The sequence below is a fragment of the Streptomyces sp. RKAG293 genome (genome assembly GCF_023701745.1).
Classification (GTDB): domain Bacteria; phylum Actinomycetota; class Actinomycetes; order Streptomycetales; family Streptomycetaceae; genus Actinacidiphila.
On sequence record NZ_JAJOZB010000001.1, the window covers coordinates 7863063 to 7885626 of the forward strand.

Sequence of the window (22564 nt, forward strand, 5' to 3'; positions counted from 1 at the left end):
CCCGGGTCAGGCGCGCCGGGGCTCCCAGCGGAAGAGGCGCCGGGCGGCCAGCAGCACGCCGGCCGTCCACAGAGCGGTGACCAGCAGCGCGGGGACGGCGGACTGCCAGGTGTGCAGGAAGGAGAGATCGGCCAGCGGGCCGCCGTTCCAGCTCTCCTGACCGAAGCTCTTGCCGAACCAGGCGGTCCGCAGAGCCTGCACGACCGGGGTGAGCGGCAGGGCGTGCGCCGGTCCCTGCAGCCAGGAGGGGAGCGACGACAGAGGTGTGGCGACGCCCGCGCCGAACATGCACAGCATGAGGACCGGCGTGGCGACCAGCGGGGACGTCTCGGCGCTCGGCGTCAGCCCGGACAGCGCCACGGCGAGCAGGGCGAACAGCAGATAGCCCGCGACCAGGGTGAGCAGCAGCAGCGCCGGGTCGGCGGGCAGCGGCGCGTGGAACAGACCCACCGAGATGGTGCCCAGCACCACGGCCTGCAGCAGGACGACGATGCCGCTCGCACCGATCTGCCCGGCGAACACGGCGCTGGGGGGCACCTCCGTACCGCGCAGCCGCTTGAGCACCAGATCGTCGCGGCGGGCGACGACGGCGTTGAGGAGATTGACGAAGGACGTGACGAGCGCCAGCCCGATGAAGCCGACGGTGACGTAACCGGCCGCGCTCACCCCGCCGATCTCCTTGTCGCGCAGGGGCGCCGCGACGAACAGATCCAGCAGCACGGGGAGCAGGAACCCGATGAAGGTGGAGCGGCGGTTGCGCCAGAAGACCTTCCAGGACAGCAGGAGTTGGCCGTGGGCGTAGCGGGTCCAGGTCATCGGGCGGCCGCCTTGCTGTGGTGGTCGGGCCGGACGGTGCGCTGGTCGTCGGGCGCCGTCCGCTGGTCGCCCGCGAGGGCGAGGAACACGTCCTCCAGCGAGGCGTGCCGTACCTCGATGCCGTCGAGTTCGACGCCGCGCGCGCCGGCCCACTCGTGCAGGACGGCCAGCGCGGGCGCCGTCCGGGCGACGGCGTAGGACACCGCGTCACCCCGTACGGCCAGCTCCGCGCCAGGAAGGCGCGGCAGCTCCGAGGCGGTGGTGGCGAACGGCAGCGGGAAGGTGATCCGGCTGCGCTGCCCCGAGAGGACCTCGGCGACGGTGCCGGTGGCGGTGATGCGGCCGGCGTCCATGATGGCGACCCGGTCCGCGAGTTGCTGGGCCTCCTCCAGGTAGTGCGTGGTCAGCACCACGGTGGTGCCGGCCGCTCGCAGTTCTCTGACGAGCTGCCAGGTGTTGCGGCGGGCCTCGGGGTCCATGCCCGTGGTGGGTTCGTCGAGGAAGAGCAGCTCGGGGTCGTTGAGCACCGCGAGCGCGAGGTCCAGCCGGCGGCGCTCACCCCCCGAGAGCTGGCCGACGCGGGTGCCCGCCTTGGTCTCCAGCCGTACCTGGCCGAGGACGTCGGCGGTGGCGCGGGCCCGACCGGTGAAGCGGCGCCAGGCGTCCACCGTCTCCCGGACGGTCAACTCCTTGAAGAACCCGCCCTCCTGGAGCATCACCCCGGTCCTGCGGCGGAGCGCGGGCCCGTCCGCGTAGGGATCCAGCCCCAGCACCCGCACGGAGCCCGCGGTGGGCCGCCGGTAGCCCTCGACGACCTCGAGGGTCGTGGTCTTGCCGGCGCCGTTCGTTCCCAGCAGCGCGAACAGCTCGCCGCGGCGGACGGTGAAAGACGCTCCGCGTACTGCCTCGTAGTCCCCGTAGGACTGCCGCAATTCCACTACTTCTATGACGTCAGGAATCTCTTTCATGCGCACATGGTGCGCGGTATCAGAGAGGGTCTGCAAGAGGGAATGAATTCATTTTACCTTCCTGAGCTGCGAGTTCATTGAACATGTAAAACGTCATAAGAAAGCGGTATGACATTTTGCAGGCGGTGTTTCTGACATTTCCCACTGATGTGCGGACGGCCCTCGGGTGCATATTTCTCTCATCGCCGGAAGCGGCCGGGAAAACCGGAAGCCGAAGGGGATGAGGGAATCGGCAGACCGGCCCACCGGGGTCCGGCGCCGTGAAACGAGAGGAGTCGGCCATGGCTGACAACAAGGACATCACCGAGACCGCCGCTGTCGCCGAGACCGAGCAGTTCGACATCGAGGTCGAGGAGCTGGACACCGTCTCCGGCGGCATCAGCGTCAGCTCGCTGCTCTCCGCGGCCTGCCCGGTCTCGTCCTTCAGCTCGGTCTCCAACTGACCTCACGGTCCGCGTTGGCAAGGCCTCCGAGTCTGACGCAGTAGCGGCCGACTGAGGCCGGGCCGGCGGGCGTCATCGCTCCGCCGGCCCGCCACGGCCGCGGGAATCCGCGCCTCGGTGGGACCTGAACGGTCCCACCGGGGCGCCCCTCGTCCGGCACCCGGTTCCATCCCTGGCGACACACCGACACACCGACACACCGATTCATCGACCAACTCACGGACCGACAAGGAGAACCGGGCATGGAAAGCCTCCGCCACCAGCTCACGCGGTTCATCCAGGACCCGGCCGCGCGACGCGACCCCGCCGGGCTCTACCGGCGGCTGCTGACCGAGGCCCCGGTACTGGACCTGGGACGCGTCCACGTCATCTCCGGCTACGAGGAGATCGTCAGCGTCCTGATGCACCCCGGAACCGCGGTGGACCCCGCCGCGATCGGGCTCGACCGCCCCGGTTCCTCCGCACTCGCCCAGGTGCTCGCCCGTACCCTGCCGATGCGGGACGGCGCCGACCACACCCGGCTGAAGCGCCTCGCGACCGCCGCGTTCAGCGCCCGCCGGCTCGCCGAGATCCGCGCCAGGATCGAGACCACCACCGAGGAACTGCTCGCGCCCCTGCTGGCCGGCGGCTCCTTCGACCTGGTCGCCGACCTCGCCGTGCCGCTGCCGGTCGCGGTGTCGTGCGCGATCCTCGACGTACCGCCCGAAGAGCGCGAGCGGGTGACCGGCTGGGCCGGACTGGTCGCCAGGTCACTCCTGGACCCGTTCGCCGGCGCCGAACAGACCGCCGCCCTGGACGCCGAGTTCGAGGGCTTCCGCGACTGGGTCGAAGAGCTGTGCGCCGCCCGCGCGGCGCGCCCCGGCGGCGACCTCATCAGCCGCCTCGTCCAGGCCAGGGACGCGGGACAACTGGACGACGAGGACCTGCTCGCCTTCGTCGTCATGCTGTTCGCCAACGGGCTGGAAACCCTCACCTCCGGACTCGCGGTCGCCGCCTGGCAGTTGCTGGGGAACCCCGCGCTGGCCGCCGGCATCCGCGCCGAACCGCACACCGCCGAGGCCGTCTTCGACGAATGCCAGCGGCTGGGCAGCCCGGTACGGGCCAGCGCCCGCGGGCTGGGCGGCGACGTACAGGTCGGGGACACCCTGCTGCCCGCCGGGCGGGTGGTGCTGCTGCTGTACGCGGCCGCCAACCGCGACCCGCGCCGGTTCCCCGATCCCGACCGATTCGACCCGGCCCGGGCGGAGCGCCGACACCTGGCCTTCGGACACGGGCCGCACCACTGCCTGGGCGCTCCGCTGTCGCTGATGGCCGGCGGAACGGTCCTGGCCCTGCTCGCGGCGGCCGGCGCCGAGCGGGAGTTGAGCACCCCGCTGGACGAGAGCACCGCCCGCTGGAGCGAGCAGTTCGTCTTCGGCGGGCTGCGGGAACTGCCCGTCGAGGTAAGGCAGCTCACCGCCCTCGGCGCGGGGGTGTGACGGCGATGACGACAACGATCCCCAGCAAGACCGTCCCGGCCGTCCCCGACGGAGAACCGCCCGCGTCAGCGGAGCGAACGGGCCCGTCCGCCCAGGCGGTGACGATCGCCGCCGCGGCGGCCGCCGCACAGCTCGAACCGGGCCTCGACCGCCCCGTCCGGGTCATCGGCAGCCGCCTCGGCTCCGCGCTCGTCGCGCTGGTACTGGCCCTGGGGGCGGGCGGCGCCTGGGTGGGCTGGGGGTCACTGCCGAACACCCTCTCCCTGCACGGCGTGCTGGCCCACGGCACCGCGCCGGTGCTCGCCCGCGCCGACGTCGCCGGTACGGTGCTCGACCTGCGGGTCCGCCCAGGGGACCGGGTCATCCGCGGGCAGCTGCTCGCGCTGCTGCGCACCACGGCACCCGGCCCGGGCGGCACCGCCGAGCTCCGCTCTCCCGCGGACGGCACGGTCGCCGGGGTGCTGACAGCACCCGGTGGCACCCTGACGGCCGGGGCCGCGCTGCTCGCGCTCGACCCGGCCGGCGAACCGGCCACGTTGCGGCTCTACACCGGTTCCGCCCGGGACCTGGCACGCCTGCGACCCGGCCAGTCCGTACTGCTGCCGCTGCCGTCCGGTGCGGTGCGCGCCCGCATCACGGCCGTGGACCCGTATCCCGCCCGCGCCGACTCGCTCGACGGCGTACTGCCGCTCGGCGGGAGCGACCTGGGAACGGGCGCCGACCCGGTCTGGACGATCACCGCCGTACCGGACGCCGCGTCCGGCGCGCTGCCCGCGACGTACGGCCCGGTCTCCGTGGACGTCTCCGTCGATCTCGGCTCGCGCCGCCCCTACCAGGTCATCCTGGGTACGGGGGCCGGGCGATGAGCCTCGACACCCGGACCGCCGAGGAGCGGAAGAACCAGGAGCCGGCGGCTACCGCCCCGGGGGCGCCACCCAAGAGCAGCCCCGTTCGCACGGGCCGCCGGCGCCGCTATCTGCGGACGCCCGTCGTCCCGCAGATGGAGGAACAGGACTGCGGCGCCGCCTGTCTCGCGATCGTCCTCGGCGCGTTCGGCCGCCGGACGACCCTGCACGAGGCGTCCCGTTCCTGCGGAGTGTCCCGCGACGGGGTGAGCGCCGCCGCGGTGGCCCGCGCCGCCGGCCGCTACGGCCTGGTGGCGCGGGGCCGCCGGGTGGTGCGCGGCGACGACCGGCTGCTGGGCCTGGACGCCGTGCCGGTGCCGTCGATGGTGCTCGTCACCGGACCGCACTTCGCGGTCTTCGAAGGCATCAAGCGGGGCCGCGTCCGCGTCAACGATCCCTCGCTGGGCAGCCATTCGGCGACTCCGGCGGAATTCTGGGACTCCTTCGCGGGCATCGCGGTCGGCTTCGAACCAGGGCCCGACTTCGAACGCGGCGGCGCCCGGTTCCCTTTCCTGCGGGGGCTGTTGGCGAGGGTCCGGCCGTACGGGTTCGCCCTGCTGGTCGCCGTGCTGGTCGCGGTGCTGCTCACCGTTCCCGCGATGGCCGCGGCGTTCCTGCTGCGGGCCTACCTCACCTCGGTGACGCTCGGCGGAACCGGCGCCTGGGCACTCCCGCTCGTCCTGGCCACCGGCGGTTCGGCCGCCGCGGTGCTGCTCGGCACCTGGCTGCAGCAGAGCGTCGTCAACCGGGTGCTGGCCTCGATGGCGGCCCGCACCTCGACCGGATTCCTGTGGCGCATGCTGCGGCTGCCCGGTTCGTTCTTCCACCGCAGGCAGCTCGGCGGTCTGGTGACCAGGGTCCAGATCAACGACGGGCTCTCGGCGCTGCTCTCCTACCGCGCCGCCGGCGCCGCCGCCTCGGCCGCCACCGCCGCCGCGCACCTCGCCGCCCTGATCTGGCTCCAGCCCCGGCTGGCACTCGTGCCGGTGGTGGTGGCGGTCATCGATGTCGCGGCCCTGAAACTCGCCGACCGGCGGCGCGGCGGCATGCTGCACCAGCTCCACTCCGAGCAGCACAAGCGCGACGGGGTGGCCTTCGCCGGCATCTCCGCCATCGAGACGCTGAAGGCGGAGGGGGCCGAGGACTCGTTCTTCCGCTCCTGGTCGGGCTGGCAGGCGCGGGCCATGGACACCGCGCAGAACGTCGCCACCGCCGTCCTCGTACCGCTCTCGCTGCCGACCGCGCTCACCACCGCGGGCACCGCGGCCGTCGTGGTGGCCGGGACCGCGCTGCTGATCGGCGGCAGCGTGACCGTCGGAACCCTGCTCGCCTTCCTGCTGCTGCTCAACGGGTTCCTGCTGCCGGTCACCCAACTCGTCGGCACGGGATCCGAGCTGACGATGGCACGAGCCCAGTCCGCGCTCCTCGACGACGTCGAGCTCTCCGAGCCCGACCCCTATCTGACGGCCGTCCTGGACCCGGTGGACGGCTCGGCCGGACCCGTCGCGCTCAGCGGCCTGCTGGAGCTGCGGGACGTGTCCTTCGGGTACGACCCCAACCGGCCGGCCACGCTGGACGGCATCTCGCTGACGGTGCGGCCGGGGGAGTGGGTCGCGGTCGTCGGATCGAGCGGCAGCGGCAAGTCCACGCTGGCGCGGCTCGCCGCCGGAGTGCTCCGGCCCTGGACCGGCGACGTGCTGCTGGACGGTGTGCCGCGCGAATCACTGCCGCGTGCCGTCGTGACCAGCCAGGTCGCCTATGTGGAGCAGCGGTTGCGGCTCTTCGAGGGGACCATCCGCGACAACCTCACGCTGTGGAACCCGGCGGCCGACGAGACGGCCCTGCACCGGGCGCTCGCCGACGCGGAGGCCGCCGATCTGGTCCGCGGCCGCGGCGGCCTGGACGCCGGCCGGATCGAGGAGGACGCCCGGAACCTCTCCGGCGGAGAGCGGCAGCGGCTGGAGCTGGCCCGAGCGCTGGCCCTCGACCCTCCGTTGCTGGTCCTGGACGAGGCGACCTCCGCGCTGGACGCCCGCACCGAGGCCCTGGTCAACACGCACCTGCGGCGGCGCGGTACCGGCTGCCTGGTGCTCGCCCACCGGCTGAGCACCGTCCGCTCCGCCGACCGGGTGGTCGTCCTGGAGGGCGGCCGGATCGTCCAGCAGGGCACCCCGGCGGAACTGGCCGCGGTGCCCGGCCGATACCGGACGCTGCTGTCCGAGGCCGGTGGCCAGGACTCCACGGACGCCACCGCCCCCGTCGCACCGACCCCGAACCGTCCTGTTCAGGAGCAGTCATGACGCCCACTCAGCAGGCGGAGCGCACCCGGACCGCCGACGCGACGGCCGCACTGAACGCGACGGCGGCGGCCAACCGCGCGACCCTCGCGGCCGCCCTCGACGGGCTCGGCCCGGCGGCCCGCCGCCCGAGTAGGGAGGCCCGCGCGGTGGCCGTCCCGCCGCCGGACCCGGCCGCCCACGCGCTCGCCGTGCTCGCGGCCCTCGGCCCAGCCCTGGGGATCGAGGTGCCCGCCGAACTGCCCGCCGCGGTGCGCACCGCCCGCGACCCGCTGATCGCACTGCTGCGGCGGCTGGGCGTGCGCTGGCGGCAGGTCACCCTCCCTGCCGCCAAGGCGCCCAAGGGCGCGAAGAGTTCGGACGGCGACCACGTTCATGGTGATCCCGGCGGCACCGCCGGTGCGATGATCGCGTTCGCCTCCGACGACGGCCGCCCGCTCGCCCTCGTGCCGCGCGGCCGGGGCCATCTGGTGTGCGACCCGGCGGCCCCGGACGCCGGGCGTGCGCGGCGCCGGCCGGCGGGACCCGCCTGCTCGCGCCAGGCGCTGCTGCTCTACCGGCCGCTGCCGCCCGGCACTCCGACCCCCGGTTCGCTGCTGCGCTTCGCGCTCGGCGCCCCCGGTACCCGTCGCGACCTGGTGGTCCTCGCGGGCGCCGGGCTGCTCACCGCCGTCCTGACGCTGCTCGTACCCCTGAGCGCCGGGCTGCTCATGCCGCGGCTGCTGGCCGCCGACCGGCACCCGCTGCGCTGGCTGGCGCTGCTGCTCGGCGCGGCCTCGGCGGCGGGACTGCTGCTCCTGCTGGTCCGCAACACCGCCGCCGTCCGGCTGACCGGACGCATCCAGGCGGCGCTCGAACCGGCCGTGTGGGACCGGCTGCTCACCCATGACGCCCGGTTCTTCCGGGACTTCTCCACCGGCGACCTCGTGCACCGGGCCAACGCGGTCGCCGAGGCCCGGCAGGCGCTGTCGGAAGTGCTGGTCTCCGCGGTCCTGGGAGCGTTCTTCTCGCTGTCGGGACTCCTGCTGCTGCTCACCGTGGATCTGCGGCTCGGCGGTGTGCTGCTGCTCGCTGCGGTCGCCGCCGTCACCGTCCTGCTCCTGCTGGGACGGCGCAGGCAGCGGTACGAGTCCGAGGTGTACGCGCTGCACGGCCGGCTGCACGGAGTGCTGTACGGGCTGCTGCTGGGCATCGACAAGCTGCAGACGGCGGGGCGCGAGATCCAGGCCTTCGCCCGCTGGGCCGGCCCCTTCGCCCGGCAGAAGCGCGCCGACGCCGCCGCGATGCGCGCCGACGCCGCCTCGGGCGCCGTCACCGCCGCCCTGCAACCCCTGCTGCTCGCCGTGCTGCTGGCGGCGGCCGCCGCCGGGGGCGCCGGGAGCGTCTCCGCCGGACATCTGATGGCGGCCGGTATCGCGGCCGGACAGGTGGCGCTGGCACTCGGCCAGCTGACCCACGCGGCGGCCACCGCGTACGGCATCGCACCGGTGCTGGACCGGCTGCGGCCGGTGCTCGCGGCGCCCGCCGTCCCCGCCTCGGGACCGCACCGCCGCGACCCCGGCGTGCTCGGTGGCGCGGTCGCCCTCGAAGAGGTGACCTTCCGCTACCCGGGAGCGGCGGTACCGGCCCTCGACCGGGTCAGCCTGCGGGCCGAGGAGGGCGAGTTCGTCGCCGTCGTCGGACCCTCGGGCGCCGGCAAGTCGACCCTGATCCGGCTGATCCTGGGCTTCGACATCCCCGAGTCCGGAACCGTGCGGCACGACGGACAGGACCTCGCCGCCCTCGATCTGCGCCTGGTGTGCGGCCAGTTGGGCACCGTCCTGCAGAACGGGCGGACGCTGCGCGGAAACCTGCTGGAGAACCTGGCCGGCACCGACCCCGACGTCAGCGAGGACGACGTCTGGGCCGCCGCGGAACAGGCCGGCATCGCCGCCGAACTCCGGGCCCTGCCGCTCGGCCTGGGCACCCGCATCGGTGAGGACGCCCAGGGCTTCTCGGGCGGTCAGATCCAGCGCATCCTGCTCGCCCGCGCGCTGGTCAGGCGCCCCGCCGTGCTGCTGCTCGACGAGGCGACGTCCGCCCTCGACAACGCCACCCAGGCCCACGTCGCCGACGCCGTGGCCGCCCTCGACCGCACCCGCATCGTCATCGCCCACCGGCTCAGCACCATCCGCCGGGCGGACCGTATCCACGTCCTGGACGCCGGGCGGGTCACCGCCTCGGGGACCTACGACGAACTGCTCGACCACGACCCCCTGTTCACCCGCCTCGTCCGACCCCAGGAGATCTGAGATGACGCTCGACCTGCAGGCCTGGCTCACCACCCCCGCCGTGCCGGGAACGGCCGCCGGGTCCCCGGCGGGAGACGGCACGCTCCTGCCCGGCGTCCCGCGCGGCGACGACCGGCTGCGTGCCGTGATCGCCCTGGCCGCCTCCTTCCCGGAGCGCGCGGCGGCCTCGACCACCGCCGACGGCACGCCGGACGGCGCCAGACCACCCGTCTTCGCCGCCGCCGAGGACGAACAGCACAGCCGCTCCACCGCCGTCGCGGGCTGGCTCCGGCGGGCGGCGGGCGACCCGGCGTCGGCCGGGGTGCTGCTCGACCACCTGGCGGCCACCGGCCGTGAACTCGGCGACGGCCTGCGGCCGGTCGCGCTGCGCGACCCGTCCGTCGTGCCGGACTGGGCGCACGCCCTCATCGGCTTCCTGCGCGCCCAGCCCGCCGCCCCCACCAGCGAGACCGTCGCACCGGGTGCGATCACCGCGTCCTTCCGTACCGCTGCCGGCGCCCTGCTGCCCTACGACCTCACAGGGGCCGCGGACACCGCGTCCGTGCTCGGCGTCCAGGTGCTCGACTCCGCGCGGGCCGACCTGGCGGAGACCCTGGTGCGGCGGCTGACCGAGGCGCTGGACCTGCCGATGCGTTACGAGGTCCAGTCGTCGTCCGCGCACCCCGGCGGCGGTGACTGGGACGCGCAGGGCGGCCCCGACGCCTCGCAGGAGGGCTGGCTGGCCCGGCTGGAGCGGCTGCCCGCGCTCGCCTTCCTCGTCGGCACCGCCTGCCGCCACTGGCAGCACGTCTACACCGAGATGTTCGCCCGGCTCGCCTCCGACCGGGAACTGCTGCGCACCCGCCTCTGGGACGGCGCCGACCCGGGCGCGCTGGCCGCCGTGCACGGTGACGCGGGCGACCGCCACGCGGGCGGCCGGTCCGTCGCGCTGCTGCACTTCGCGGACGGCCAGGGCGTCGTCTACAAGCCGAAGGACCTGCGGCACGCCACCGCCTACATGGACCTGGTGCGCGACCTCAACGCCGCGGGCCTGTCACCCGGACTCCACGTCCGCACCGTGCTGGTGCGCAGCGACCACGGCGCACCGGACGACGGCGCCGCGACCGGTCCCGCCGCCGACCCGGTGACCGAGCACGAGCCCGACCACGGCGACGCGTACGGCTGGGAGGAGCTCGTTCCCGCGCTGCCCTGCACCGACCGCGAGGGCTTCGCCCGCTTCTACCGCAGGCTCGGGATGACCGTCCGGCTGGTGCAGCTGCTCGAAGGCCGCGACCTGTGGTCCGACAACCTGCTGGCCAGCGGCGAGTACCCGGTCATCACGGATCTGGAGTGCCTGCTCTACCCGCGGGTCCAGACCCCGCCGGCGCTGCCGGCCGGCCAGGGCGGACTGCTGGACGTCCTGGAGTCGACCGTCGTGCGCACGGCCATGGCCGTACAGCCGTGGGTGCCGTCCAAGGACCGCCCGGTGGTGGACATCGGCTGCCTGTCGCGCGCCGACGACCTGGAGATCGAACCCGGCAAGCCCGCCCTGCCGCTGCCGCCGTACCGGCCGGTGCACGACGGCGAGAAGGCCGACCCGTGGGAGTACGCGGACGAGGTCGTCGCGGGCTACCGCGACATGCACCGCACACTCGCCGGGATGCGTGACCGGCTGGCGTCCCCCGACGGCCCGCTGGCCGGCTTCAAGGGCGTCTGGGTGCGCTACATCTGGCGGCACACCTGGGACGGCTACAAGATCCTGCGGACCTCGACGAGCCCGCTCGCCCTGTCCGACGGCGCCACCCGCGAGACCGTGATCGCCGGCGCCCTGCGCGGCGCCGTGGCCGCCCGCGCCGGCGACAGCGCACGCGGCGACCTGCTGGAGGTGGTGCTCAGCGAACTCGACTCCTACCGCGTCCTGGACATCCCGTTCTTCCGCTCGCTGACCACGTCGTCCTCGGTGTTCACCGCCCAGGGCCACGAGATCCCCGGCCACTTCCAGAGCACCGCCTGGGACCGGCTGCACGCCCGCATCGCCGAACTCGACCGCTTCGACCTGGATCTGCACACCGCCGTGCTCTCCGGCTGCATCGACGCGGCACGGTCCGGGACGCAGCTCCCGCCGGCCACCACCGCCTCCCCGAGGACCGCCCCGCTCTCCGTACCGACGTCCGGTGAACTCCTCGACCACGCCGTGCGGCTGGGCGACCGGATGCTCGCCGACCGGCAGCGCACCGCCGCGGGCGGCGGCTGGATCGGGCTGAGCTGGTACCCCGCGACCGGGCTGCGGCAGGTCGAGGTGCTCAGCGGTGTCGACCTCGTCACCAGTGGTGTCGGCGTGGCGCTCTTCCTTGCCGAACTGTGGTCGGCGACCGGGTCGCCGCGCTTCCGGCAGGCGGCGCACGAGACGCTCTGGGCCGCGGCCGCCCTCATCGACCCGCGCCACCCGGCCTCCTTCGGCTTCGCCCGTGACACCCGGCTGGCCTCCGGGGTCCCGGTGCCCGGCGGTCTCGCCGGGCCCGGCTCCCTCATCCACGCACTGGCCCGCGGCGCCGAATCCCTCGCCGAGCCCGCCTTCCTCGACGTGGCGCGGGCGCTGGTCCCGGGAGCCGCGGCCCTCGCGGCGGCGCCCGCCGGCCGGTCCTCGGCCCGCGACGCCGACCGGCTCCCGTACCAGGACAGCCCGTTGGGCGCGGCCGGACTGCTGCTGAACCTGCTGCGGCTGCGCCGCTCCATGGGCGCCGGCACGACGGGCGCGGCCACCGACGCCGACGCGGCGATCCGCGACCTCGCCGAGGCCGCCCGGCGAGCCCTTGCGGGCGACGCCCCGGCCGGCCGCTTCACCACCCCGGCGACCTTCCTCGACCTGGTGCCGACCGGCGCCGACAGCATCGCCGCGGCCCTCGCCCGCACCGTCGCGGAAGCGCCCGGCCTGCTGGCCGATCCCGACGCCGCCCGTGCGCTGCTGCGCGCGCACCGGTTCACGACGACCGCCCGCGGCGGGCGGCTGGCCTGCCTGGACACCGCCGTCTCGCTGGGCACCGGCGCCGTCCACCCCGGCGACCTCGCCGGGCTCACCCCACCCGTCACCGCCGCCGAGATCGCGGCGCTCGGCACCCGCGAACTGGTCGCCGCCGCGGGCGAGGCACTGACCTCGGCCGAGGCCGGACTGCTGCACACCCTGGACGACGACCGCGCCGGCAGCACCGCCGAGACGCTGGTGCCGGGACCGTTCTTCGACGGCCGGGAAGCGGCCGGCGTCCTCGTCGCCGAACTGCTGCGGCGCCACCACGCCACCGGCAGCTGGTTCGGGGACCGCGCCGCCGACGACCGCGTCAACCTCGGCGCGCTGGACGGCGGCGCCGCCGTCGGCCTCCTCCTGCTGCGGCTGGTCGACCCGGCCACCGCCCCGCTCGCCACCCTTCGCTAACGACGTGGACTACGGAGTCACCATGACCAGTACCCGGCCGACGCCCGGCATCGGCTTCAAGCGGCACTACACCCCCTACGTCGTCGACGGCGAAGCCGTCTACCTGGTGTCCGAGCGCGGCGTCTGCGTCGTCAACGGCTCGCTGGCCGAACGGCTGGCGCCGCTCCTGGACGGCACCAGGAGCGCCCACGAGATCGGTGCGGAGCTGGCGCCCGCGGTGCCCGCCGACCGGGTCACCACCGCTCTGGACCAACTCGTCGCCGGTGGCTGGGCCGCCGCCTCCGACCCGGCAACCGACCCGGCCGCCGCCGGATTCTTCGAGATGGCCGGCCTCGACGGCGACACGGCCGTCACCGCGCTGCGGGACGCCCGGGTGCGGGTGGAGGTCTACGGGAAGGTGGCACCGGAGCCGTTCGTCGCGGCACTGCTCGCGGCCGGCGCCGCGCACGTGGCGCTCGCACCGGCGGACGCGCCGCCCGCGGACGGCGAGGGCGCCGACCTCGTCGTCGCGCTGACCGACGACTACCTCAACCCCGGCCTTGCGGGCCGGAACGCGGCCGCCCTCGCCTCCGGCACCCCGTGGATGCTCGCCCGGCCGGTCGGTTCGATCGTCTGGGCGGGACCGGTCTTCGTCCCGGACACACCGGTGACCGCCGGCGCCCCGGCCGGAGCGCCCGGCACGGGAACCGGCTGCTGGGAGTGCCTCGCGCACCGGCTCTCCGCCAACCGGCAGTCGCTCAGCTACCTCCAGCACCGGCTGGGCAGGGACCAGCCGGTACCGACCGTCGGGGCGCACCTGGCGCCCACGGCCGCCCTCGGGGTGCAGCTCGCCGCGCTGGAAGCGGCCAAGTGGGCCGCGGGCGTCCGCCCGGAGAAGGCCCAGGTGCTGACGTTCGACACCGTGCTCGCCGAGGCCGAACGCCATGAGCTGGTGCGCCGGCCGCAGTGCCCGTCCTGCGGCGACGCCGCGACCATGGAGCGCCGCCAGCTGGCACCGGTGCGGTTCGAGAGCCGGGCCAAGGCGTTCACCGCCGACGGCGGCCACCGGTCCGCCTCGCCCGAGGACATGCTGCTGAAGTACCGGCCGCAGCTCAGCCCGGTCACCGGTGTGGTGACGACCCTGGTGCCGGCGGAACGGACGCCCGGCGGTCTGCGGGTCTACGTCGCCGGTCAGAACCTCGCCCGCCAGGTCGGCGACCTGCGCCAGCTCCGTACCGGTCTGCGCAGCATCAGCTGCGGCAAGGGGCGGACGGACTCGCAGGCGCGGGCGAGCGCGATGGGTGAGGCGATGGAGCGCTACTCCGGGGTCTTCCAGGGCGACGAGGCCCGCCGCACCGCGAGCTACGAGCAGCTCGGCGAGCAGGCCGTGCACCCGTCCACCAGCCTGCTCTTCAGCGACCGGCAGTTCGGCGAGCGGGAGCTGTGGAACGCCAAGAAGTCGATGTTCAACACCGTGCCCGAGCGGTTCCGCGACGACGCGGTCATCGAGTGGTCGCCCGCCTGGTCGCTGACGTCGGAGCGCACTCGCTGGCTGCCCACCATGTCGCTGTACTACGGCTACCGGCACAACGGCCCGTTCTTCGCCATGGGCGACTCCAACGGGGCCGCCGCGGGCACCTCGTTCGAGGACGCGACGCTGCAGGGCTTCCTGGAGCTGGTGGAACGCGACGCCGTCGCCCTGTGGTGGTACAACCGCGTCCAGCGCCCGGCCGTCGACCTGGACTCCTTCGGCGACCCGTACATCGACCGGATGCGCGAGGTGTACGCGGGCCTGAACCGTGAGATGTGGGCCCTGGACCTGACGGCCGACTTCGGGATCCCGGTGGTCGGCGCGTTCTCCCGGCGGACCGACAAGCCGGCCGAGGACATCCTGATCGCCTTCGGCGCCCACCTCGACCCGCACATCGCACTGACCCGGGCCCTCACCGAGATGAACCAGTTCCTGTCACCGGTGGCCGACGCCGGTCCCGGCGAGACGGCGTACTCGGGCGCCGACCACGAGCAGAAGGCCTGGTGGAAGAGCGCGACGCTGGCCAACCAGCCGTACCTCCGGCCCCTCGACGGCCACGCTCCCGCAGCTGCCGGCCGCTGGGACCCGCTGGCCGCCGACGATCTGCGCACGGACCTCGAGACGGTGCAGCGCCTGGTGGCGGACCACGGCATGGAGATGCTCGTCCTGGACCAGACCCGTCCCGACGTGGGCCTGCCCGTCGCCAAGGTGATCGTCCCCGGGATGCGGCACTTCTGGGCCCGGTTCGCGCCCGGCCGGCTCTACGACGTTCCCGTGCGGCTGGGTTGGAAGGCCGCGCCCACCGCGGAAGCCGACCTCAACCCGACCGCCATCTTCATCTGACCGCAGGACGGAAGGCGCGCCATGACCATCACAGAACAGCCGCTGACCACCGCTGACGCCGAACTGTCCCGGGTGCGGCGGATGCTGACGCTCCGCCAGGACGTGAAGGTGGCGGCGGAGGGCGACGACGTCGAACTCACCCACCCCTGGGGCCGTCAGCGCGTCCACGCGCTCGGCGCGCCGACCGTGCAACGGCTGCTGGCGCTGGGCGCCGGCCCGGTCGACGCCGACGCGCTGGCCGGGGACCGCGAGGCCGGCCGGCTGCTGAGCCTGCTGGGCCGGTTCCCCTATCTGGTGACCAGCATCCTCGACGACCCGCTGACCGGACCGCTCGCCACCGCCGTGCCGATCGCCCGCTCGGCGGCCACGCCCGGCGCACCGGACCTCGGCAGCACCGCCGTGGTGCTCTCCCGGTTCGCGTATCTGCGCAGACTGCCCGACGGACCGGCCGACGGCGGCGGGGGCACGATCGGCCAGGGCTGCGTCATGGAATCCCCGCTGGCACCCTACCGGGTGACGCTCCATCAGCCCGCGGCGGCGGCGTTCGTCGCGGCGCTGACCACGCCGCGCACCGTGGCCGAGGCCGCCGCGCTGGCCGGACTGCCCGAGCAGTCGGGGGCCGCGCTGGCCGCCCTGCTGGCGGGGACCGGTTTCATGGAGCCCGCCGCGGGCGCATCGGTGGGCGCCGCGCCCGCGCTCCCGGCCGCGGACCCGCCGCTGTGGGACTTCCACGACCTGCTCTTCCACTCCCGCAGCAGGGCCGGCCGGCACGACTACACCAGCGGTGGCGTCTTCGCCCACCAGGACGTACCGCACCCGCCGGCCCTGCCGGGCGCCGGGAGCAACGAGGACGAGCCGGGCATCGACCTGCCGGTGCCGGACTGGGACGAGGTGACGGCCCGGGACCCGCGGCTCACCGAGGTGCTGGAAGGGCGCCGGTCGATCCGTACCTACGCGGAGACCCCGGTGACGCTGGAGCAGATCGCCGAACTGCTCTACCGGGCGGCCCGGGTCCGGCAGGTGATCCCGCGCGACCCGTCCTCCCCGAACTCGTACGACGCGATCGACCGCCCCTACCCGGCCGGCGGCGCCACCGGCGAGCTGGAGATCTATCTGTCGGTCGCCGCCTGCGAGGGGCTGCCCACCGGGGTCTACCGCTACGACGCCGCCGCCCACCGACTGCAGCCGCGCCGTTGGCACGGCGCGGCTGACGAGGCGGCGTTCAGGGAACTGCTGACGGCGGCCTGGCGGGCGACCAACTGCACGGTGGACCCGCAGGTGCTGCTGACGGTGACCTCGCGGTTCGGCCGGCTGTCGTGGAAGTACAGCCAGATCGCGTACGCGCTGACGCTCAAGCATGTGGGAGTGCTCTACCAGACCCTGTACCTGGTGGCGACGGCGATGGGCCTGGCACCGTGCGGGCTCGGTTCGGGTGACACCGACGCGGCGGCGCGCGCCCTGGGTCTGGACTGGACGTCGGAGTCCTCGGTGGGGGAGTTCCTGATCGGCAGCCGCCCGGCATCGGGTTCCGGCAGTCTGCCCCAGGGCTTCTGCGACATCGTCGACACGATGCGGGAGCAGGGCTGAGCGCGGGACCGCGGCGACGCGACCTACAGCCAGTCGTTCTCGCGGGCGATCCGTATGGCGTCGCAGCGGTTCCTGGCGCCGGTCCTGGCGATGGCCGACGAGACGTAGTTGCGCACCGTCCCCGGGGACAGCGACAGCTGGTCGGCGACCTCGCCGATGGTGCTGCCGGCGGCGACCAGCCGCAGGACCGCCAGTTCCCGGCGGGTCGGTGTGTCCGGCCCCGGCCGGATCGCCACCAGCACCAGTTCCGGGTCGAAGACCCGTCGTCCCGCGGCGAGTTCGCGGACGGTGCTGATGAGCCGCTCGGGCCGTACGTCCTTGCGGAGCATGCCGTGCACACCGTCGGCGTAGGCGCGCTGCACCTCCTCGGCCCGGGGCGCCGCACCGAGCAGCAGGACGGCCGTGCGCGGGGAGAGCGACCGGATCAGTTCGGCCGTCCGCAGTCCGCCGGCTCCCGGCACCTCGAGATCGATGACCGCGATGTCGGGCCGGTCCCCGGTGGCCTGGGCCACGGCGCTCTCCGCGTCGCACGCCTCGGAGCGGACGGTGAGGTCCGGTTCGCGGTCGAGCAGCGCGCTCAGACCCGAACGGAAGAGGTGGTGCCCGTCGGCGAGCAGGATGCTGGTGGTCGTGGTCACCGCGGTCGTCGCGGCCGCCATGGTCAGGGTGGGCGGGAGGTCCTGCGGTCGGTCGAGTGCCGTGGTCATGTTCCCCGTACTCCCTTCGTCCCCGGATACGAACCGCTGCTCAGCCCCAGCCCCAGGTGTCCGGGTGCGTCGGGTCGGGCTCGACCGGCGGGTGGGTGGGCGCCGGGGTGGGCGTCGGAGCCGGCGTGGGGCCGTCGGCGACGACGCTGACGGAGTGGGCGGGAGCGGTGGCGGGGGACGCGGCGCCCAGTGAGCTCCCCACGGAGACGGACGCACCGAGGATGACAGCGACAGAGGCGATGGATACCGCGAGCTTGCGCATAGGAATGCCCGAGCCTTCCGTTCGTGGGGATCCCGGACTCCCGCCGGGGTCATGGCAGAACCGGTGTGAAACCGGTGGGTGGTGCTGGTGTTCCGCGCTTCGGAAGGTCCGGCTGCCGTGCCGTTCTTCCGACACCATGAGAGTGGCCCCCGGCTGCCCCGGCTGTCAGTAGCCGGAGCTGTCACCAAGCTGCACTGGCACCCTCGGGCCAGCTCCGGCCACCGGCCGGGCCGTTCGAACAGCCGTGACGTCTCAACCATCCCTGGCATCACTGCCACCCCATGAACATCATCTGTCACACATGCCCGCGCCAACCTCCGTACAGCAGGCCGTCAATGGCGCATGGCAGGAAGGTGACACCGGCGGTGGACAGGGGTTGCGGGACCGGTAGAAAGGGTTCCCCTTACAACGTTCTGAACTGCGTCTTTACCGCGCGCCCGTGGCCCGTTCGCGATCGATATGTCCGCGCACCCCGCCCGGCCACGCGTTTTCCGCAGAATCGGAGCTTCCGAAGCCCTCACCTAAGGTTGCTGCACCGCTACGCTGACGCCCTGAGTCGATCGTCGAACACCTTCAGCGGGGTGTTCCTCGACGGCGTTTTTGTCACGGGCGGGTGCGTCGCAGTCTGACCACCCAGGGGAGCTCGGGGGGTACCAGGTGGGAGAACGGCTAGTTCTTGATGCGGTGGCCGAGGGGGTCTATCGGACGATGCTCATGCATCCCGAGTTGGACATCCCCGACGTGGCCGACCTGCTGGAGCAGTCGGTGGAAGCCATACGCGGTTCGCTGGACCAGCTCGCCGACCTCGCGCTGGTCCGCCCGGCAGGACCGACCGGGCGCTGGCGTGCCGTCAATCCGGAGCTGGGGCTCGCCGCCATGCTCGCACGGCAGGAAGCGGAGGCACAGCGCAGGCAGAACGAGATGGACCGCAGTCGCAACGCGATGGCCAGTCTGATCACCGAGTTCGCGACGACGCGGCCGGCCAGCAGCTCCTCCGGTGTCGAGATCCTCTGCGACCTGAGTGAAGTGCGGGTCCGGCTAGAGGAGTTGGCGGCGGACGCGGCGGGGGAGGTGCTCTCCTTCGCTCCCGGCGGACCGCAGCCGGCCCATGTCATGGAGGCCAGCCGCGACCTCGACCAGGAGACGCTGGACCGCGGTGTACGGATGCGGACCGTCTACCTCGACAGCGTGCGCAACGACCCGGCGACGGTGCAGTACGCGCGGTGGCTCAGCGAACTGGGCGGCAGCGTCCGCACCACGCCCACCCTGCCACTGCGCATGATCATCGTCGACGGCCGGACGGCCGTCGTCCCCGTCGATCCCGAGGACCCGCGCAAGGGCGCGGTGCTGCTGCACAGCCCCGGTGTCATCGCGGCGCTGCGGGCGCTGTTCGAGCAGGTGTGGGACCAGGCGCGGGCGCTCGGCGAGACGCCGACCCGGGATCCCGCCGGACTCACCGTCCAGGAACGGCAGTTGCTGCGGCTGCTCGCGTGCGGTCTCACCGACGAACGTGCCGCGCAGCGGCTGGGCGTCTCGCTGCGCACGATCCGTCGCATGATGGCGGACCTCATGACCCGTGTGGATGCCCGCAGCCGCTTCCAGGCCGGGGTGCAGATCGCGGCGATGGGCTGGCTCGGCGCCCGCACGCCCGCCCCGCTCGGGGTCGACATCAACGCGGTGCCCGTCGAGTGACCGCGGCGGGGTGACCGCGGCGGGGTGAACGCGAGAGCGGGGTGACCGCGGCCGGCGCCCCTCACTGTCCGGGTTCCGGCCCCGCCGGTTCGTTGATGATGCGCTCGGCGAGTTCGGCCAGCCGCAGCTGATGGCTGCGCGCGTGCCGGCGCAGGAGGGCGAAGGCGTCGTCGGGGCTGCAGTGGTGGCGTTCGGCGAGGATGCCCTTCGCCTGCTCGATCACGATGCGGCTGTCGAGCGCGTTGTGCAGCTGGCCGATCCGTGCCTGCTGTTCGGCCAGGGCGCTGCGGTGCCGGAGCGTGATGGCGGCCGCTTCGGCGAGCGACTGGCCGAGGTCCAGGACGGCGGGCGTCAGCGTGCCGGCCCGCCGGTGGAACAGTGCCACGGCGCCCTGGGTGCGGTCCGCGCGGCGCAGCGGGATCACCGCGAGTGTGGTGAACTTGCAGGCCAGCGCCTGCCCGGTGAAGTGCGGCCAGCGGATGCGGTGCACGGGCCGGCTCAGCGGTGTCTCGGCCAGCCGTGTCCCGGACCGCAGGACGTCGTGGCCGGGCCCCTGGCCCTGGTCGAGCTGGATCCGTGCCAGCCGGCCCACCGCCTCGGTGCCGGCCGGGTCGGCGGCGGATGCCGCGGTGTGCAGGGAGTGGTCACCGGCCGGGCCCTGGCCCTGCGCGAGAACGGTGGCGGCGTCGAGGTCCAACAGGTCCACGGTGTGGTCGGCCAGTCGCTGCAGGAGCCCGACGCCGTCCTGACGGTCGTCGAGGTCCTGGGAGAGAGCGAGGAAGGCATCGGCCAGCCGGACCTCCCGCAGCGTGGAGGACATGATGCGTGCCGCCTTCCTCGCGGTGCTCAGGGCCCCGGATCCGCACGCCCCCGGCCAGCGTCCCAGCTCGGAGGCCCGCACGCCACGGCATTCACCGGGCGGCTGCCCGCTGTCCGGCACGGCATGCGGACGGCCGCCGCCGTACCCGGAGGTACGACGGCGGCCGGAAAGTGCCGTTCGGTCAGTGGTGCAGCCAGCTCTGCAGTGCCAGAGCCGGGACGAAGCGGGCCGCGTCGAGGGTGCCGACGCCGGTCGCCATGTCGTAGCCCTTGACCGCGGTATAGCCGGGAACACCGTCATAGGTGTTGTTCGTACCGTCCGCGACGTCCACGACGCCGGTGAACGGGCTGTGCGGGGCCTGCTTCGACAGCGTGTACAGCGCGCTGTGGATGTCGCCCACCCGGTGGCCGGCGAGCTGATCGGCCAGCGCCACGATGCCCGCGAAGAGCGGACTCGCCTCGCTCGTACCGCCGTTGACGCCCCAGCCGACCGACGTCGGGTCGTAACTGGAGTACACCCAGGCGCCCCCGTCGACCGCCGCGGCCATCGAGATGTCCGGCGTGCCGCGGTGGTCGCCGACGATGCCCTTCACCCCGTTCTGGTACGCGGGGCGGCCGAAGACGTGGGACCGGCCGCCGCCGCCGGCGCCGTAGTCGTTGTAGACACTGTCCGGCGCGGTGCGGTTGCCCGCGTCGTTCAGGTGCAGCTGGGTGCCGCCGATCGAAGTGACCAGCGGGTCCGACGACGGCCAGGAGTTGACCTGGTAGGGGTAGTCGGCGCTGCCGTCCTCGATGTAGTCCGTGGCACCGCTGTCACCGGAGGACCCCAGCACGGTCACCCCGTGCCTGGCCGCGTCCTTGAACGCGTACCGCAGCTTCTCGATGCTCGAGAAGTCGCCCTGCTCGAAGCCGGGGAAGGTGTTCTCGGTCGCCCCGAAGCTCTGCGAGATGACATCGCCGATGCCGCGGTCGATCAGTGACTTCTCGGCGTCCATCATCTCCGGCAGGCCGACGACGCCCTCGGTCTCGGCGACCGCCGTCTCCACCAGGATGATCTTCGCGTCCGGCGCCACGGCGTGCGCCATCTCCACGTCCAGCGTGGACTCGCCCGCCCAGCCGGTCATGTCCGGGTTGGTGGCGTCCCACGGCGGGACGTTGCCCCACTTGACCACCTGCACCGGAGCGCTCTTGATGCCGAACTGGTGGCTGTACACGTCCAGGTCGTGCTGGATCGTCGGAGAACCGAAGGAGTCCACGATGACGATGGTGCGGCCCTTGCCGGTGATGCCGGCCCGGTACAGCGGGTTCAGGTCGTACGCCTGCCGGTACTGGGTCGGGGTGTAGCAGTTGATCCCCCACTTGGCCTGGCACTGCTCGATGCTGAGCGGGCCGTCGGCGGCGCGGACCAGCTGGTGCCCTTCAACGGCCGGTACCACCCTGGCCACCGGGGCCTTGGCGGCGGGTGCCGCGGTGGCGGCCCCTGACAGCGGGGCGGATATGAGCGCTGCGGCCGTGAGGGCGGTGGCCCCGGCCGCTGCGACCACGGCACGCTGCCGCGGACGAACTCTGGGCATGGATCCTCCTTGTGTGGAGTCGGGCCGCGCTGGGCGGCTGCCGTGATCACATCCGTACATCATGAGCAGGACAAGCGTGTTGGCGGATTACTGCCGACGGCTTTACCTGGGAGCCGATAACTTTGCGGAGCCATTACCCGGGCGGCCTCCGCTGTCCCTGGCGTCTCAGCGCTCCCCGTCGTCCGCCACCGGATCGAAGCGGACCGGCGCCTCGAAGTTGGCCCGCCGGGCGGTGCGCCGGAACGTGGTGAGGACGGCGGGTCCCGCGACCAGGATGCAGAGGAAGTTGGTGACGGCCCGGCCGGTGTCCCAGCCCAGCGACGTGGCGAGGTCGAAGGCCAGGTAGCGGTGCCACTGCTCGGTGAACGGCAGCCCCGGCAGATAGGCGATCGAGCTGTTGGGGTCGACCGAGAACGGCCAGAACGACAGGTTCAGCAGGAAGCCGAAGAGATAGCCGGACAGTGCCCCGTACCCGGCGAGCAGCAGGACCTCGACGCGCCGGCCGGCCTTCGGCAGCAGCCCGGCGAGCATGCCCACGAAGGCGCAGCCGAACATCTGGTACGGCATCCACGGCCCGACACCACCGGTGATCAGGGCCGACGCGAACAGCGAGGTGCAGCCGAGGGTGAAACCGAAACCGGGGCCGAAGACCCGCCCGGCCAGCACCAGGACGAAGAAGACGGTCTCGACGCCGGCCGTACCGGCGCCCAGCGGGCGCAGGGCGGCATTGACGGCCGACAGGACCCCGAGCATCGCCAGCGCCTTGGAGTTGATGCCGCCGTCGGCGATCTCGGAGAGCACCACGGCCAGCACCAGCACCAGCAGCACACCGAAGATCAGCGGCGGGGCGTAGGAGGAGCCGAACTTCCCCGGCGCGACGACGAACGGCCACAGGAACGCGACCAGGCCGACGAAGGCGGCCAGCGTGACGACCACGACGGCCCGCGCGGGCATCCGGACCGC

16 protein-coding genes are annotated in these 22564 nt (G+C 73.5%); 9 read left to right on the forward strand and 7 right to left on the reverse strand.

Going from position 1 to position 22564, the window contains the following annotated elements; translation table 11 throughout:
• Positions 1–6: 6 nt before the first annotated feature.
• Positions 7–816, reverse strand: a complete 810-nt coding sequence (locus LNW72_RS34740) for an ABC transporter permease (RefSeq protein ID WP_250979009.1) — start codon at positions 814–816, stop codon at positions 7–9.
• On the reverse strand, positions 813–1784 hold the full coding sequence (locus LNW72_RS34745; protein WP_250979010.1) for an ABC transporter ATP-binding protein: 972 nt from the start codon (positions 1782–1784) through the stop codon (positions 813–815). Before LNW72_RS34745 ends, LNW72_RS34740 begins: the two co-directional genes overlap by 4 nt.
• Before the next feature lie 281 nt (positions 1785–2065).
• Between LNW72_RS34745 and LNW72_RS34750 the strand changes: the two genes are divergently transcribed.
• The 8 genes from LNW72_RS34750 to LNW72_RS34785 all read left to right on the forward strand — a co-directional run bounded on the left by LNW72_RS34750 (position 2066) and on the right by LNW72_RS34785 (position 16547).
• Positions 2066–2227 (forward strand): hypothetical protein, encoded by a 162-nt coding sequence (locus LNW72_RS34750; protein ID WP_164292920.1) that lies wholly within the window; start codon positions 2066–2068, stop codon positions 2225–2227.
• Positions 2228–2469: 242 nt separating this feature from the next.
• Positions 2470–3705, forward strand: a complete 1236-nt coding sequence (locus LNW72_RS34755; RefSeq protein WP_250979011.1) for a cytochrome P450 — start codon at positions 2470–2472, stop codon at positions 3703–3705.
• A 5-nt stretch (positions 3706–3710) separates the two neighbouring features.
• Positions 3711–4571: an HlyD family efflux transporter periplasmic adaptor subunit gene (locus LNW72_RS34760; RefSeq protein WP_250979012.1), complete on the forward strand. Its 861-nt coding sequence runs from the start codon at positions 3711–3713 to the stop codon at positions 4569–4571.
• Positions 4568–6910, forward strand: a complete 2343-nt coding sequence (locus LNW72_RS34765; RefSeq protein ID WP_250979013.1) for an ATP-binding cassette domain-containing protein — start codon at positions 4568–4570, stop codon at positions 6908–6910. The genes LNW72_RS34760 and LNW72_RS34765 overlap by 4 nt, the downstream gene beginning before the upstream one ends.
• Positions 6907–9198, forward strand: a complete 2292-nt coding sequence (locus tag LNW72_RS34770; RefSeq protein WP_250979014.1) for an ATP-binding cassette domain-containing protein — start codon at positions 6907–6909, stop codon at positions 9196–9198. Before LNW72_RS34765 ends, LNW72_RS34770 begins: the two co-directional genes overlap by 4 nt.
• 1 nt (position 9199) lies before the next feature.
• Positions 9200–12607, forward strand: coding sequence for a type 2 lanthipeptide synthetase LanM (locus tag LNW72_RS34775; RefSeq protein ID WP_250979015.1), 3408 nt, complete (start codon positions 9200–9202; stop codon positions 12605–12607).
• Positions 12608–12629: 22 nt separating this feature from the next.
• Entirely contained in the window at positions 12630–14960 is a 2331-nt protein-coding gene (locus LNW72_RS34780; RefSeq protein ID WP_250979016.1) for a TOMM precursor leader peptide-binding protein, read from the forward strand.
• Positions 14961–14981: 21 nt separating this feature from the next.
• Complete coding sequence (locus LNW72_RS34785) at positions 14982–16547, forward strand: SagB family peptide dehydrogenase (protein WP_250979017.1); 1566 nt, start codon at positions 14982–14984, stop codon at positions 16545–16547.
• Positions 16548–16570: 23 nt separating this feature from the next.
• Here LNW72_RS34785 and LNW72_RS34790 read toward each other — a convergent pair whose 3' ends face one another.
• Positions 16571–17254, reverse strand: a complete 684-nt coding sequence (locus LNW72_RS34790) for a response regulator transcription factor (protein WP_250979018.1) — start codon at positions 17252–17254, stop codon at positions 16571–16573.
• A gap of 40 nt (positions 17255–17294) precedes the next feature.
• Entirely contained in the window at positions 17295–17516 is a 222-nt protein-coding gene (locus LNW72_RS34795; RefSeq protein WP_138352537.1) for a hypothetical protein, read from the reverse strand.
• 714 nt (positions 17517–18230) lie between these two features.
• Here LNW72_RS34795 and LNW72_RS34800 point away from each other — a divergent pair.
• Positions 18231–19208: a LuxR C-terminal-related transcriptional regulator gene (locus LNW72_RS34800; protein ID WP_239069621.1), complete on the forward strand. Its 978-nt coding sequence runs from the start codon at positions 18231–18233 to the stop codon at positions 19206–19208.
• Between the two features lie 61 nt (positions 19209–19269).
• On the opposite strand, the gene LNW72_RS34805 is transcribed toward LNW72_RS34800, so the two are convergent.
• From LNW72_RS34805 to LNW72_RS34815, 3 genes are all read right to left on the reverse strand, one after another.
• Positions 19270–20028 (reverse strand): GAF and ANTAR domain-containing protein, encoded by a 759-nt coding sequence (locus LNW72_RS34805; RefSeq protein WP_250979019.1) that lies wholly within the window; start codon positions 20026–20028, stop codon positions 19270–19272.
• A gap of 181 nt (positions 20029–20209) precedes the next feature.
• Entirely contained in the window at positions 20210–21601 is a 1392-nt protein-coding gene (locus LNW72_RS34810) for a S53 family peptidase (RefSeq protein ID WP_250979020.1), read from the reverse strand.
• Positions 21602–21766: 165 nt separating this feature from the next.
• On the reverse strand, positions 21767–22555 hold the full coding sequence (locus tag LNW72_RS34815; RefSeq protein ID WP_250980429.1) for an ECF transporter S component: 789 nt from the start codon (positions 22553–22555) through the stop codon (positions 21767–21769).
• Positions 22556–22564 lie beyond the last annotated feature (9 nt).